Raw genomic sequence first — 13,516 nt, 5'->3', positions numbered from 1 at the left:
GGCGCGTTGCTTCGCGTTTGAAAGCTGCTTCGAAAATACGACTCATCATTGCCGATCCAGGCTGCCCTTCGTCCGTCATTCGTCCTGCGCCGCCGACAACAGGCCGTCGCCGTCCACCTTGAAGCTGAAGCCTCGCCAGATCACGCGCGACGACCAGAAGCTCGCGACGAAAATCGCAAACGATACGATATCCCATATTGGCAGCAGCCACAGGTCACGATGCGCCTGCTTCAACGCGCGATCGGACAGCAGCTTCAGGGCAAGCCGCGCGCCTACGGCGGCCAGCGCGAGCGACCACGCCCACCAGCCGCCCGCCGAGAAGATGACCGCGAGCAACGCGAACGCGAACGGATGAACCAGTGCCGAGCCGAGATGGCCGAGCGGATCGATGCGGCGGATCGTGCGGCTCCAGCGCAACTCGTGCTCGATCAACTGTGCCGCGCTCGATTCGACGCAGGCATGCGAGATGGTGAACGGCGGAATCACCACCTTCTCGCCGGTCAGCCGCACCGCTTCACCGATTGCGTGATCTTCCGCCAGATGCCGCACGAACGGCGTCAGGCCGCCGATGTTGTCGAGCGTATCGCGCCGCATCGCGATCGTCTGGCCGAAGCACGGGCGCGCGAGCCCGAGCGCGAGGCCCGTCACGACGCCTGGCAGGAACTGATAGTTGGTCGCCTTGGCCGACAGGCGCGGCCAGAAACCGGGATCGGGCTGTCCGCGATACGCACAGGTGACGAGTCCGACGCCGGGCTTCTGCAATTCGCCTATCACGTGGCGCAGATAGTCCGCTCCGACGCTCACGTCGCTGTCGGCGAAGACGAGCACGTCGTGCCGCGCTTGCGGCAGCATATTGAGGATGTTGCTGATCTTGCGGTTCGGCCCATAGAGGCGCGCATCGGCCACTACGGTGATGTCCGCTTCGGGATGCAGGCGCCGCAATTCGTCGACGGCTTGCAGCGCGGGATCGGCGGAGTCGTGCACGCCGAACAGAAACTGCACGGGCCCCGGATAGTTCTGCCGGCAGAAGCTCGAGAGATTGTCGAGCAGCGCCCACTCGTTACCGTGCAGCGGTTTCACTATGGTAACCGGCACGAAGTCGGTCGGCTCGGACACCGCGCGTTTGAAGAACCGTCCGATCAGCACACCGGCGAGCGCGGTGTAGCCGATGCCGAGGACCGCGCCCGCCGCGCACGCGCAGGCGAGCGTGACGGCGGCCAGATGCGCGGCGCTCACGCCTGGCGGGCGCGCAGGAAACGGAAGAATTCGACGCCTTCACGCAAGCGCCGCTTCATCATGTCCCAGCTCGTCAGCATCTCGCGCAGGATTTCCCAGATCTTCGACGGCCGGAAATAGAAATGCTTATAGAAGCGTTCGAGCTGGTTATAGATCTCGTCGCGCGATAGATGCGGATAGCCGATCGCCGCGAGTTGCACGCCCGACTTGCTGACGAGGTTGATCACCTTGTTCTCTTCGAGCCAGCCGTTTTCAACGGCCTCGTTGTAGAGCCTGGTGCCGGGATACGGCGCGGCGAGCGACACCTGGATCGTGTGCGGATTGATCTCTTTGGCGTATTCGATCGTCTTCTGGATCGTGTCCTGCGTCTCGCCGGGCAGACCGAGAATGAAAGTGCCGTGAATCTTGATGCCGAGCTTGCGGCAATCGTCGCTGAAACGGCGCGCGATATCCGTGCGCAGCCCCTTCTTGATGTTCAGCAGAATCTGGTCGTCGCCGGATTCGTAGCCGACCAGCAGCAGGCGCAGGCCGTTTTCCTTCATGATCTTCAGCGTCGAGTAAGGCACGTTCGCCTTCGCGTTGCACGACCACGTCACGCCCAGTTTCCCAAGACCGCGGGCGATTTCCTCGACGCGCGGCTTGAAATCGGTGAACGTGTCGTCGTCGAACATGATCTCCTTCACTTCGGGCATGTTGTCGCGAATCCACTTCACTTCGGCCAGCACATTCTCGACCGAGCGCGTGCGGTAGCGGTGGCCGCCCACGGTTTGTGGCCACAAGCAGAACGTGCACTTCGAGCGGCAGCCGCGGCCCGTGTAGATCGACACGTACGGATGCTTCAGATAGCCGATGAAGTAGTTGTCGATCTTCAGATCGCGCTTGTAGATGGGCGCCACGAACGGCAGCTCGTCCATGTTTTCGAGGATTGCGCGCGCTTCGTTGTGCTCGATCGAACCGTCGGCGGCGCGATAGCTGAGGCCCTTGATCTGCGAGAACGGTTTGCCTTCGGCCACTTCCTGACAGGTGAAGTCGAATTCTTCGCGGCAGAGGAAATCGATCGCCTCGGTGGCAACCAGCGAATTGTGAGGATCGACGGCGACCTTCGCGCCCACCATGCCGATCAAAACCGACGGCTTGCGCTTCTTCAGGTCTTCGGCGAACAGGGCGTCGGTCGGAAAGGACGGCGTGCTGGTGTGGATCACCACCAGATCGTATTGCTGCGCAATGTCGAGCGTTTGATCCACCGACAGACCATCTGCCGGTGCATCGAGCACGCGGCTATCGGGCACGAGTGCCGCGGGCTGCGCAAGCCACGTCGGATACCAGAACGAGCGGACTTCGCGTTTGGCCTGATAGCGCGAACCCGCGCCACCATCGAAGCCGTCGTACGACGGCGCCTGCAAGAACAGGGTTTTCATGGATGCTCCAGCAAGCCTTGTATTGGCGCTTTCTGTTCAGTAACGACAAAAAATCGGAACTTTTGCCCACCGGGCGGCGGGTAATCGCGCAAATACTACGGAGCAAAGCTGAAGGAAACCTTAAGGAAAGTACCGGCCGGCCGCGCGCCTGTCACGCGCGAACCGGCCTTTCAGTTCAGACCGGCTTGATATCCGCCGCCTGCTTGCCCTTCGGTCCCTGCTTGATTTCAAAGCTGACCTTCTGGTTTTCCTGCAAGGACTTGAAACCCTCGGAACGAATTTCCGAGAAGTGAGCGAACAGATCTTCACCGCCGTCGTCGGGGGTGATGAAGCCAAAGCCTTTCGCGTCATTGAACCATTTCACTGTACCGGTTGGCATGTCGATTCCTCGTGTGCATCTGGGTTGATTGGGCTGCATTCGCCGGGTTTCGCTCGCCGCTGCGAACGTTGCCTAACGCGCTGCTTCGCGTACCGCCTTGCGTACTGCTTTCGCCTGATCGAGCCGGCTTTTTCCCTGCTTTTCTCTGCTTTTGCCTGCCCGAGCCGGCCTCCAGCACCATCCACGGCCGCGGGTCCGCGCCGGTTCCCGCCACTGCTGTTCGACTCTACGCTTCTTTGCGCGGCACCGCTTTGGGCAGTTTCCCGCTGTCGCGCCAGCCGCGCCGCAAGACGCGTGCCGCGCGGCGCGGCCGGGCCGGCCGTCGGTGCGATTTTGCACAATCAGATAAGATGATTGGTATCGGCAGTCCATCCAGGGCCCGCGCAGATTCAGCCCCATGTTTCACGCGCGCGCGGCCTGTCGTTTTCCCATATACAGGAACCCCAGCATGGCCAATTCGAGCTATACCGATACCCGACTTCTGATCAACGGCGAGTGGTGCGACGCCGCCAGCGGCAAGACCCTCGACGTCATCAACCCGGCCACCGGCCAGGCCATCGGCAAAGTGGCGCACGCCGGCATTGCCGATCTGGACCGGGCGCTGGCCGCCGCGCAGCGCGGCTTCGAAGCCTGGCGCAAAGTGCCGGCCAACGAGCGCGCCAACACCATGCGCCGCGCCGCCGCCCTGGTGCGCGAGCGTGCGTCGGATATCGGCCGCCTGATGACGCAGGAACAGGGCAAGCCGTTCGCCGAAGCGCGCGTCGAAGTGCTGGCGGCGGCGGACATCATCGAATGGTTCGCCGACGAAGGCCGCCGTGTCTACGGCCGCATCGTGCCGTCGCGCAACCTCGCGGCGCAGCAACTCGTGCTCAAGGAGCCGATCGGCCCGGTGGCGGCGTTCACGCCGTGGAATTTCCCGGTCAACCAGGTGGTGCGCAAGCTGAGCGCCGCGCTCGCGTGCGGCTGCTCGTTCCTCGTCAAGGCGCCGGAAGAAACCCCGGCGTCGCCGGCAGCGCTGCTGCAGGCCTTCGTCGAAGCCGGCGTGCCGGCGGGTACGGTCGGCCTCGTGTTCGGCGACCCGGCTGAAATCTCCAGCTACCTGATTCCGCATCCGGTGATCCGCAAGGTCACGTTCACCGGCTCGACGCCGGTCGGCAAGCAACTGGCGGCGTTGGCCGGCGCACACATGAAGCGCGCGACGATGGAATTGGGCGGTCACGCGCCGGTCATCGTGGCCGAAGACGCCGACGTGGCGCTCGCCGTGAAGGCCGCAGGTGGTGCGAAGTTTCGCAATGCCGGTCAGGTATGCATCTCGCCCACGCGCTTTCTCGTGCACAACAGCATCCGCGAGGAATTCGCCGCGGCGCTCGTCAAGCACGCTGAAGGCCTCAAGCTGGGCGACGGGCTTGCCGAGGGCACGACTCTCGGGCCGCTCGCCAACGCGCGCCGTCTGACGGCAATGAGCAAGGTGCTCGACGACGCCCGCAAAACCGGCGCCAAGGTGGAAACGGGCGGCGAGCGCGTAGGCTCGGAAGGCAACTTCTTCGCACCGACCGTGCTGACCAACGTGTCGCTCGAAGCCGACGTGTTCAACAACGAGCCGTTCGGCCCGATCGCCGCGATCCGCGGCTTCGACACACTGGAAGAAGCGATCGCCGAAGCCAACCGTCTGCCGTACGGTCTCGCCGGCTACGCGTTCACCAAGTCGTTCGCCAATGTGCATCTGCTGTCGCAGCAACTGGAAGTCGGCATGCTGTGGATCAACCAGCCGGCTACGCCGTCGCCGGAAATGCCGTTCGGCGGCGTGAAGGATTCGGGCTACGGTTCAGAAGGCGGCCCGGAAGCGATGGAAGGCTACCTGGTCACCAAGGCCGTATCTGTGATGGCGGTCTAAGGTTCGCGCAGGCGGCATTTTCGCCGCCTTCCGCCAACGCTTCATTACACTGCACCGGGTCCGTGAGCCGTCGCTCGCGGACTTTTTTTATTGTCATGAGCACGGGCGAACCGGCAGCCACTACCCGCAAGCGCAAGCAACCACAGAGCAATCGCGCGACCCGCTGACGCCTGACCCCGCTTACGTCTATCAGGAACGCAAGCGAGCTGGCTTCACCCCGCCCTACACATGCACGTCCCGCTCATTGAGCGGCGGTGAGCTTGCCGCCGCGAACTCCTCGCGCAACGCGTCGCGCGCATGATGCCGGCGCACCCACAGCGCCGTGAGGATCGGCACCAGAATCGCCGTCACGAGACAGGCCGTCGCCACCATCGCGGTTGCGGCGGGCACCAGCGGCTTGAAGCTCGGAATCATCTCGCCGATGATCGCCGGATTGGCCACCGCGGCCCCCGCCGTCGACGAAGCCGCCAGCCCCGCCGCTCCATTGCCGCCGGCGATCCAGCGGTCCGCGAGAATCAGCGGAATACCGGTCACCACGATCACGCCCAGACCCAGCACGATTCCCGGCACGCCGCTTTTCGCAATCACGCCGAGGTCGATGCCGTTACCGAGCGCAAAGCCGAAAAACGGGATCAGCGGATGCACGCAACGGCCGAAGAATTCGCGCAATTCGCCATCCAGATTACCCAGCACAAAGCCGATCAGAAACGGCAGCACCGCGCCGACGAACAGGCGCGGTTCGAAGAACGCCACGCCGGTCGCGCCGAGAATGATCATGCTGACGAGCGGCCCGGATTCCACCGACATCAGCACGAACGCGCCCGCCTCTTCCCGGGTTCCGTATTGCTGCATCACGGCCGCGTAGAGACCGCCGTTGGTCATGTCCATCGAGGTCGTGATCGCCAGCACCGAAAGTCCGGCGAAGAGCCCCGCCTTGACGCCGTCGATCGGAATGAAGTGCGAGGCGACGATCGTCGCGATCCATGCCACGATCATTTTCGTCACCAGCAGCGTGCCGGATTTACGCAGCACGGTGCCGGTCGCCCGCAGATCGATGGTCGCGCCCATGCAGAAGAACCACACCGCCAGAATCGGCACGGTGCCGGTAATCAACCCATTGGTGAACGACCCGAAGTACTTGCCCGCGCCCGGCGCAAACGTGTGGACGCAGGCGCCGAGCAGCAATGGCACCAGCATCAGGCCGCCAGGAATGCGGTCGATGGCCTTCTTGAGCTTCATGCCTCCTCCGTGGACTTTTGCGTCCAGTTATCGGGTGGATCACCCGGGGTAATGTCCCGTTCTTAGCCGGGCTGCTCCCTTTCGGCGCAATATAGCACCGCCTCAGGAACGCCGTTCCGTTTCTATCGAAATTTGCGTTTATCGTTTACCCGTGCGTCTTCTGAAACCCTTGCCAGTCATGGTGACGCATTGCACTATTTTCGGACCACTGTTCCGGGACTGCATTTCTGCGCTACAGTCGAGCCCAGAACGGCGCCTGCCTGGAGAGACGGCAAGGCGCGCCAACCGAGCGGAGAAAGCACCATGGAAGTGAGACAGGCCATCAACAGCGAATACGCGAAGACGCTCGACACCGCAGGGCTGCGCCAGGCGTTTCTGGTCGATCAGGTGTTCGAGCGCGATGCGTTGAAACTCACCTATAGCCATATCGACCGGATCATCGTCGGCGGCGTGTCGCCGGTGGCGCGAGCGGTCGAAGTGCCCGGCTCGCTCGGCAAGGCAATCGGCGTGAGTTATCTGCTGGAGCGGCGCGAACTCGGCGCGATCAACATCGGCGGCGACGGCTGGGTCGATGTGGACGGCACGCGCCATACGGTGCGCAATGAAGAGGCGATCTACATCGGCAAAGGCGCGCAGGCCATCGCCTTCGGCAGCGACAACGCCACGCGCCCCGCGAAGTTCTACCTGAACTGCGCCCCCGCGCACACGTCGTATCCGACCCGCACGATAACGCTGGCGCAAGCCTCGCCGCAAACGCTCGGCGACCCCGCCACGAGCAACCGCCGCACCATCTACAAGTTCATCGTTCCCGAAGTGCTGCCCACCTGCCAGCTGTCCATGGGCATGACGAAGCTCGAACCGGGCAGCCTGTGGAACACCATGCCGTGCCATACGCATGAACGCCGCATGGAGGTGTATTTCTATTTCAACGTCGCCGCCGACGCCGCCGTCTTTCACATGATGGGCGAGCCGAACGAGACGCGGCACATTCTCGTGCACAACGAGCAGGCGGTGATTTCGCCGAGCTGGTCGATTCACTCCGGCGTCGGCACGCAGGCGTACACGTTCATCTGGGGCATGGTCGGAGAAAACCAGGTGTTCAGCGACATGGATCACATCGCCGTTGGGGACTTGCGTTGACGGGCCGCTTTCTTCGCCCGCTTTTCAACCGCTTGTTTTGCTGCTCGCTTCACTGCTTCTCTCGCGTCAGGAACTCCCGGCGCACGACATGGGCTTGAATACCGTGAACACCTTTGATCTCACCGGCCGCGTCGCCATCGTCACCGGCAGCAACACGGGCCTTGGCGCGGCCATGGCGCTCGCGCTGGCAAACGCCGGCTGCGACATTGTCGGCGTGAGCCGGGCCGACGCCGGCGACACGCCCGCGCGCGTGGCCGCAACCGGCCGACGCTTCGCGGACGTGCGCGCCGATCTCGGCTCGATCGCGCCGGTCGAGGACATCGTGCGCGCCGCGGTCGAGGCTTTCGGCCGCATCGACGTGCTGGTGAACAACGCGGGCCTCATCCGCCGCGAGAACGCGCTCGATTTCACCGAAGCCGACTGGGACGCGGTCGTGGACGTCAATCTGAAGAGCCTGTTCTTTCTCTCGCAGGCCGCCGCGCGGCAGTTCGTCAAGCAGCGAAGCGGTGGCAAGATCATCAATGTCGCGTCGATGCTGTCGTTTCAGGGCGGCATACGGGTGGCCTCCTATACGGCATCGAAAAGCGGCGTGCTCGGGCTCACGCGGTTGCTCGCGAACGAATGGGCGGCGCAAGGCATCAATGTGAATGCGATCGCGCCAGGCTACATGGCGACTGCGAACACGGCGGCCTTGCGCGACGATGCGCAGCGCAACGACGAGATTCTCGGCCGCATTCCGGCCGCCCGTTGGGGCACCCCGGAAGACCTGGCGGGCCCGGTCGTGTTCCTCGCGTCATCCGCTTCGGACTATGTGCACGGGCATACACTGGCGGTGGACGGCGGCTGGCTCGCGCGTTGACTCGGCAGCGCGCGCGGGACGCGGTATGCTCTCGGCGCGTCGCCGACACGCGCGTTGGCGGCGCGGCAACGCATAGACAGGGAAGAAGGCAATGGCAGCAACAGGCAAACAGCGCAAGGACGACGCCCCCGCCCACGTACAGGACGCGGAGAACGCCGACTTCGGCGGCGTGGGCGGCATGGTTTGCGACAAGGGCGAATCGGCCTCGTCGATCGGCCGGGTCTTCGCCATTCTCGGCGCGATCGGCGACAGCGGACAGATCGGCATCAGCGAACTGTCGCAGCGGCTCGGCATGTCGAAGACTACCGTGCATCGCGTGATCCAGACGTTGAAGGCGCTCGGCTACGTGACGCAGGAAGTGGAAACCGAGCGCTACCGGCTGACCATCCGCCTGTTCGAACTCGGCGCGAAAGCGTTGGAAAGCGTCGATCTGGTCCGCGAGGCCGACGTCGAGATGCGCCGCATCGGCGCGGCGACGCGCGAGGCGGTGCACTTGGGTGCTTTCGACGAAGACGCCATCATCTACATTCACAAGATCGACGCCGATTACGGGCTGCGCATGCAATCGCGCATCGGCCGGCGCAATCCGCTGCATAGCACGGCGATCGGCAAGGTGCTGCTCGCGTGGATGGAACCGGCCGACGCGCGCGAAGTGCTTTCCCACGTCGAATTCCGCAAGTCGACGCAAAAGACGCTTGCCTCCGCCGAAGCCGTGCTCAGCATTCTGCCGCGCGTGCGCGAGCAGGGTTACGGCGAGGATAACGAGGAACAGGAAGAAGGCCTGCAGTGTCTCGCCGTGCCGGTGTTCGACCGCTTCGGCCGCGTGATCGCCGGTTTGTCCATTTCATTTCCGACCATGCGTTGCGGCGCCGACACCAAGTCGCACTACGTCGCGCTGCTCAGAAAGTCGGGCCTCGCGATCTCGACGCGGCTCGGCTATCGGGAAACAACCGCGCCGGCGCACCTCGCCACTGAATAGCCGCGCCATACGCGCTGAACGAAACCACTCGCGAGCAATCGAGGTGAGCACGACCCTCAGGCCGCCTTCGCCGCCGGTCTCGGTTCGACACTGCGCGTGAAGCTGCGGCGGCCGTCGACGCTGACCGGCACATCGCCTTTCAGCGTGACGCGCCGCACCACCCGGTGGGCGTCGCCATAGTCGTTGACCGCGTAGTGCTGGGTCGCGCGGTTGTCCCAGATCGCCACGTCGCCAGTCTGCCAGCGCCAGCGCACGATGTTCTCCAGCCGCGTCACGTAGCCTTGCAGCAGTTCGAGCACATGCGCCGACGCACTCGGCGTGAGGCCCACGAAACTCTCCACGAAGTGCCCGAGAATCAAGGTCTTTTCGCCGGATTCCGGATGCACGCGCACGACCGGATGCTCGGTCTCGTAGCGCGTGGACACGAACGCCTCGCGGTAACGTTTCAACGCCTCGGTATCGCGCCCGCGCTCGCCGACGTTCGCGTGGTTCGCATAGTCGTATTCGTTGCTGTGCACGGCCCACAATTGTTCGGCGAGCGCCTTGAGTGGCGGCGGCAGATCGTCATAGGCGGTGGCCGTGTTGGCCCATACCGTGTCGCCGCCTACTTCCGGAATCGTCACGCCGCGCAGGATCGACGCTTGCGGATAGGCATCGACGAAGGTCACATCCGTATGCCATGAATTCGCGCGGCCGCCGCGATGCGAGTCGAGTTCGAGCAGATAGTCCGTGCCGTCCACCACCGGCACCGTGGGATGCGAAACCGGCTCGCCGAGCAGCTTGGCGAACGCTTCCTGGTCGGCGTCCTGCAAGTGCGTCTGGCCGCGGAAAAAGATCACCTTGTGACGCAGCAACGCCGCGCGAATGGCTTCGAGCGTTGCGGGCTCGAGCTGGCCGGACAGCCGTACGCCGCGAACTTCCGCGCCGATGCGGCCAGTGACGGGATGAATGTCCAGTGCGTTGGACGTCGCGAGACTGAGGTTCGACATGTGATGCAACTCCCGGTTTGAGGACAGGACAGGTCTGAATCGACGAGTCATTATCGACAGGGTGGGCGCCGCGAATCTATCGCGCTTTGGACACTTGATAGAAGCGCTTTTTATATCGTTATCAGTTTTCTCACGCGGCCTCGCTCAGTTCGCGCAGCGCCTTCATGTCGATCACGGTCAGACGGCTATAACGCACGTCGACGATACCGTTGCGCACCAGCCAGCGCAGTTCCTTGTTGACGCTCTGCCGTGACGCGGCAAGCAAGGCCGCGAGATCCTCCTGCGAGAGTCTGATCGTCAACTCGACGCCCCGCTCCGTTCGTCTGCCATGCCACTCGGTGAGCGCGAGCAACTGGTCCGCCATGCGCGCGCGAAAACCCGCCAGCGCCGTCTTGCCCATGCGGCCGTGCAGTGCGCGGCTGCGCAGGCAGATCAGATCCAGCACGTTGCGCAACAGCACCGGCTCGCGGGCGAACAGATCGAACAGCGCTTGACCGGGAATGTGGAACAGCGTGGTCGAACCGTGCGCGCGCTGATCATGCATCGAACCGCGCCGGTCCAGAACCGGAATGAAATTGATGACCTCGTTCGGCCACATATACACCGCCACCGCGCGGACGCCGGCCGCGTTGGTCCAGCTCATTTCGATCGCGCCGGACAGTACCACCTGAATGTCGTCGCACGGCTCGTCGCGCGCGAAAATCAACTCGCCGTTGGTCCACGTGCGGAGGTGGCCGGCGTCGCACAGCGCGTCGATCGCGTGGGCAGGCCAACTCTTCAGGCACGGGTTCGCGGTGAAGGCCGCGTGGATCGCCTCGCGCAGATCGGCGTCGAGCATGCGGCCGTCGCGCCGCGACCACTCCAATGGTGCAGCACGCGAGGGCATCCGGCGCGCGGCGAGCGCCGCGGCATCCGGCGTGAACGCTTCGGTAAGTGTGCTCATGGCTGACCGGCAAGAAATGCGATTGAACGGGATCGACCGACGGACAGTCGATCCCGTGATCTAACCAGTCTTGGCCACGCGCGTAAAAGACTTGTTTTTCATGTGCTTATCACGCGCGACGTTCCAGGTTCGCGCGCGGACGTCACCGCGTCGATATCGACGTAATCGTGTCGCTACGCATGCCGGGCGCCAATGGCGACTGTCCACGTCCTGACACTCACGCGCAATGTTTCGGCGGATCATCAATCGACCGGAGCGATTCAATCGGCCAACAGCGCCGGTCAGCAACTTAGTCTGCAACTGAATGTATCCGTACGGCATGGATGCGGTAATCCTGCCCGCCACGAGACCGGGTGCCGCCGATCCACACGCCGATCGGCCCGCAGCGCTTTGCGCAAGGGTCGACCATCACGCTGTATTTGCAGTGCGTTCAATGGCTTGCGCGCCGATCGCCGCATAATCCGCCCTCTTCTCACCAGGCTCTGGCGTGCGCCCCTTACGCGGTACACGCGTTGTCGCCACACGCGCCTATCGACACGTCCTGTTACACACAAACACACCGGAAATACGGCCGGTCAGTAGAGTTCGGGTCACAAGGAAACAGGAGCAACGTCATGAAAAGAATTTTCGCGCTGGCCATTCTCGCCGTCACGCTCGGCGGTGCATTGAGCGGTTGCATCGTCGTCCCCGAGGGCGGTTACCACGATCATGACCATTATCGCTATCACGATCGCGACCGCTATTGAGCGCGAGCCACACAAGACTTTCCACTCACTATCGTAGAAGCGGGAAATACAACATGAACAAATCACGAAACCGCTGGCTGTCCATGGCGATCGTTGCGGGACTCGGAATCGGCGCATCGTCAGTCGCGCTGGCCCACGTCGATGTGGGTGTGAACATCGGCATTCCCGGGGTCGCTTACGCGCCCGAACCCGTGTATGCCCCGCCCCCGCCGCCGGTTTACGCTCCGGCTCCGCCGGTGGTCGTGGTGAGTCCGGGCTGGTACGGCGAGCGCTATTACGACGGCCGCCGCTACTGGGAGCGGCGCGAGTGGGAAGAGCGTCACCGCGACGGACGCGAATGGCACGAGGCGCGTGGTCCGCACGGCGACTGGCGCGGTCACGATAACGGCTGGCATGGCCATGGCGATGATCGCGGCGACGAACGCGGCTACGGTCACGGTCACGGCGATCATTGATGCACGCGGCACGCTCGCGTTGATGACGCGACCGTGCCGCGCACGCATTGGCGCCACCTAATCCGCGGGAGCAACATTGTGCTACGCAGCGATCCACTCCGAGTCACCGCACAAATCAACGACACGCTGATCTGCGCCGAATACAGCGAGCAGACCGGCCAATTGTGTTTGCGTCAGGATGGCACACTGCTGCGCGAATGGTTTCCACCTCACTCGTGGATCGCGATTGCGTCAGTGGCGGGCGCGCGGCACTGGGGCACGCGGCCTAGTAATGATGATCTGCTGGCGCTGCTGCACAACGAAATGACCCTGTTGCGCGCGCCATAGAAAACAATCCGCCCGCGCGGCGATCTGTTCGCCGCGCGCTTCGTCGTTTGCTTAACGAATGTTGCGGATCGGCGGCGAATACGAACTCACCGTCGTGTCGTTACCATAACCCGCTTGCCACGTGCCACGGCTGCCTGAGCCATAACCGCTCTTGTCCGTTTGAGCCGATTGTTGCTGGCCCGAGGCCTGCGCTTGCACGGCTTGCGACGCGGCGTCATTGGACGACTGGGCGAACGATGCTACCGGCGCGGCAAGAACAACGGCGATAGCAACAGCTTGAATGAGCGACTTCATGAAACCACCTCCAGAGATTGTCTTTCTACGCGCTGCGGATGGGGCTGTTGTTGCAGCGGTGAATACAGTGTAGGTGCCCGACGCGGCGGGATAAATCCGACAATCCTGAATTCACTGTTGCTGCTGCCACTACAATGAAAAACGGTTGGGCAGCCGGTGTTTTCTAAAGGCATTTGCTTGAAAAACGCTACTTTCTCTGCTCGGACGCGGGGACTGTTCTGCATGGCGCGCACAGTGCCTGTTTTGCGGAGCAGCAGTCATTCAGAGCGCTATACCACGCAGGCCCGGTCGCTTCAGCGAGTGCGGCGACTCGGCCCCGGTCTCCATTCCGAACGCCTCTCCACTCCGAACAATGTATTTTCGCTGGGCGGCCGCGTTCAATCGGATGTTTTCCGCCATTCAGCTTCGCACGGCAGCCTCGCCGAACGAAGCCGGAAATCGCATTGGGTTTCTGAATCGCATTTTCAACTATCTGTATGCCGTGCGACGGGTTGGAAAGCGTCTAAAGGCATGGCATCGGCCAACGTACTACATATTCAAATGGATTCTATTCGGCGCGATTATGGTCGGCCTATTCGCGACACTTTGATCGAGTGAGGCGCATATGCGCCACGCCTC

Annotated in this window: 14 protein-coding genes; 7 read left to right on the top strand and 7 right to left on the bottom strand. The window is 63.2% G+C overall.

From position 1 onward, the window contains the following. Positions 1-75 precede the first annotated feature (75 nt). From hpnI to BLW71_RS05360, 3 genes are all read right to left on the bottom strand, one after another. On the bottom strand, positions 76-1,236 hold the full coding sequence (hpnI, locus tag BLW71_RS05370) for a bacteriohopanetetrol glucosamine biosynthesis glycosyltransferase HpnI (protein ID WP_091793839.1): 1,161 nt from the start codon (positions 1,234-1,236) through the stop codon (positions 76-78). Further along, complete coding sequence (gene hpnJ / locus BLW71_RS05365; protein WP_091793837.1) at positions 1,233-2,654, bottom strand: hopanoid biosynthesis associated radical SAM protein HpnJ; 1,422 nt, start codon at positions 2,652-2,654, stop codon at positions 1,233-1,235. Before hpnJ ends, hpnI begins: the two co-directional genes overlap by 4 nt. A gap of 175 nt (positions 2,655-2,829) precedes the next feature. Beyond that, complete coding sequence (locus BLW71_RS05360) at positions 2,830-3,033, bottom strand: cold-shock protein (RefSeq protein ID WP_007181784.1); 204 nt, start codon at positions 3,031-3,033, stop codon at positions 2,830-2,832. Between the two features lie 448 nt (positions 3,034-3,481). Here BLW71_RS05360 and BLW71_RS05355 point away from each other — a divergent pair, with 448 nt between their 5' ends. Continuing rightward, on the top strand, positions 3,482-4,927 hold the full coding sequence (locus BLW71_RS05355; RefSeq protein ID WP_091793835.1) for an NAD-dependent succinate-semialdehyde dehydrogenase: 1,446 nt from the start codon (positions 3,482-3,484) through the stop codon (positions 4,925-4,927). Positions 4,928-5,149: 222 nt separating this feature from the next. Here the strand turns inward: BLW71_RS05355 and kdgT are convergent, their stop codons facing one another. Beyond that, positions 5,150-6,166 carry a 2-keto-3-deoxygluconate transporter gene (kdgT, locus tag BLW71_RS05350; protein WP_091793833.1) on the bottom strand — a complete coding sequence of 339 codons (1,017 nt, stop codon included), beginning with the start codon at positions 6,164-6,166 and terminating at the stop codon, positions 5,150-5,152. Between the two features lie 303 nt (positions 6,167-6,469). On the opposite strand from kdgT, the gene kduI reads away from it, so the two are divergent. From kduI to kdgR, 3 genes are all read left to right on the top strand, one after another. Continuing rightward, positions 6,470-7,306, top strand: coding sequence for a 5-dehydro-4-deoxy-D-glucuronate isomerase (gene kduI / locus BLW71_RS05345; protein WP_091793832.1), 837 nt, complete (start codon positions 6,470-6,472; stop codon positions 7,304-7,306). A gap of 88 nt (positions 7,307-7,394) precedes the next feature. Then, complete coding sequence (gene kduD, locus BLW71_RS05340) at positions 7,395-8,165, top strand: 2-dehydro-3-deoxy-D-gluconate 5-dehydrogenase KduD (RefSeq protein ID WP_091793830.1); 771 nt, start codon at positions 7,395-7,397, stop codon at positions 8,163-8,165. A gap of 91 nt (positions 8,166-8,256) precedes the next feature. After that, on the top strand, positions 8,257-9,144 hold the full coding sequence (kdgR, locus tag BLW71_RS05335; protein WP_091793828.1) for a DNA-binding transcriptional regulator KdgR: 888 nt from the start codon (positions 8,257-8,259) through the stop codon (positions 9,142-9,144). 56 nt (positions 9,145-9,200) lie between these two features. On the opposite strand, the gene BLW71_RS05330 is transcribed toward kdgR, so the two are convergent. Both BLW71_RS05330 and BLW71_RS05325 read right to left on the bottom strand, forming a co-directional pair. Further along, the gene (locus tag BLW71_RS05330; RefSeq protein ID WP_091793826.1) at positions 9,201-10,133 is read right to left on the bottom strand and encodes a TauD/TfdA dioxygenase family protein; all 933 of its coding nucleotides are present in this window, start codon (positions 10,131-10,133) and stop codon (positions 9,201-9,203) included. Between the two features lie 130 nt (positions 10,134-10,263). Then, the gene (locus BLW71_RS05325) at positions 10,264-11,076 is read right to left on the bottom strand and encodes a Crp/Fnr family transcriptional regulator (RefSeq protein ID WP_091793824.1); all 813 of its coding nucleotides are present in this window, start codon (positions 11,074-11,076) and stop codon (positions 10,264-10,266) included. A 614-nt stretch (positions 11,077-11,690) separates the two neighbouring features. Here BLW71_RS05325 and BLW71_RS42135 point away from each other — a divergent pair. The 3 genes from BLW71_RS42135 (at position 11,691) to BLW71_RS05315 (ending at position 12,604) form a co-directional block, all read left to right on the top strand. Continuing rightward, the gene (locus BLW71_RS42135; protein WP_286161937.1) at positions 11,691-11,822 is read left to right on the top strand and encodes a hypothetical protein; all 132 of its coding nucleotides are present in this window, start codon (positions 11,691-11,693) and stop codon (positions 11,820-11,822) included. 53 nt (positions 11,823-11,875) lie between these two features. After that, a complete protein-coding gene (locus tag BLW71_RS05320; RefSeq protein ID WP_091793821.1) occupies positions 11,876-12,277 on the top strand; it encodes a hypothetical protein in 402 nt (133 codons plus the stop codon). A gap of 78 nt (positions 12,278-12,355) precedes the next feature. Continuing rightward, a complete protein-coding gene (locus BLW71_RS05315; protein WP_091800458.1) occupies positions 12,356-12,604 on the top strand; it encodes a hypothetical protein in 249 nt (82 codons plus the stop codon). Positions 12,605-12,655: 51 nt separating this feature from the next. On the opposite strand, the gene BLW71_RS05310 is transcribed toward BLW71_RS05315, so the two are convergent. Next, positions 12,656-12,898 (bottom strand): hypothetical protein, encoded by a 243-nt coding sequence (locus BLW71_RS05310; protein ID WP_091793819.1) that lies wholly within the window; start codon positions 12,896-12,898, stop codon positions 12,656-12,658. Positions 12,899-13,516 lie beyond the last annotated feature (618 nt).

This window comes from Burkholderia sp. WP9 (genome assembly GCF_900104795.1).
Classification (GTDB): domain Bacteria; phylum Pseudomonadota; class Gammaproteobacteria; order Burkholderiales; family Burkholderiaceae; genus Paraburkholderia.
The sequence above is the reverse complement of the archived record's forward strand: the minus strand, read 5'-3'. Positions and strand labels throughout refer to the sequence as shown.

Coding starts and splice junctions, on each gene's coding strand:
- hpnJ (WP_091793837.1), bottom strand. CDS start 2,654: ATGAAAACCCTGTTCTTGCAGGCGCCGTCGTACGACGGCTTCGATGGT.
- BLW71_RS05360 (WP_007181784.1), bottom strand. CDS start 3,033: ATGCCAACCGGTACAGTGAAATGGTTCAATGACGCGAAAGGCTTTGGC.
- BLW71_RS05355 (WP_091793835.1), top strand. CDS start 3,482: ATGGCCAATTCGAGCTATACCGATACCCGACTTCTGATCAACGGCGAG.
- kdgT (WP_091793833.1), bottom strand. CDS start 6,166: ATGAAGCTCAAGAAGGCCATCGACCGCATTCCTGGCGGCCTGATGCTG.
- kduI (WP_091793832.1), top strand. CDS start 6,470: ATGGAAGTGAGACAGGCCATCAACAGCGAATACGCGAAGACGCTCGAC.
- kduD (WP_091793830.1), top strand. CDS start 7,395: ATGGGCTTGAATACCGTGAACACCTTTGATCTCACCGGCCGCGTCGCC.
- kdgR (WP_091793828.1), top strand. CDS start 8,257: ATGGCAGCAACAGGCAAACAGCGCAAGGACGACGCCCCCGCCCACGTA.
- BLW71_RS05330 (WP_091793826.1), bottom strand. CDS start 10,133: ATGTCGAACCTCAGTCTCGCGACGTCCAACGCACTGGACATTCATCCC.
- BLW71_RS05325 (WP_091793824.1), bottom strand. CDS start 11,076: ATGAGCACACTTACCGAAGCGTTCACGCCGGATGCCGCGGCGCTCGCC.
- BLW71_RS42135 (WP_286161937.1), top strand. CDS start 11,691: ATGAAAAGAATTTTCGCGCTGGCCATTCTCGCCGTCACGCTCGGCGGT.
- BLW71_RS05320 (WP_091793821.1), top strand. CDS start 11,876: ATGAACAAATCACGAAACCGCTGGCTGTCCATGGCGATCGTTGCGGGA.
- BLW71_RS05310 (WP_091793819.1), bottom strand. CDS start 12,898: ATGAAGTCGCTCATTCAAGCTGTTGCTATCGCCGTTGTTCTTGCCGCG.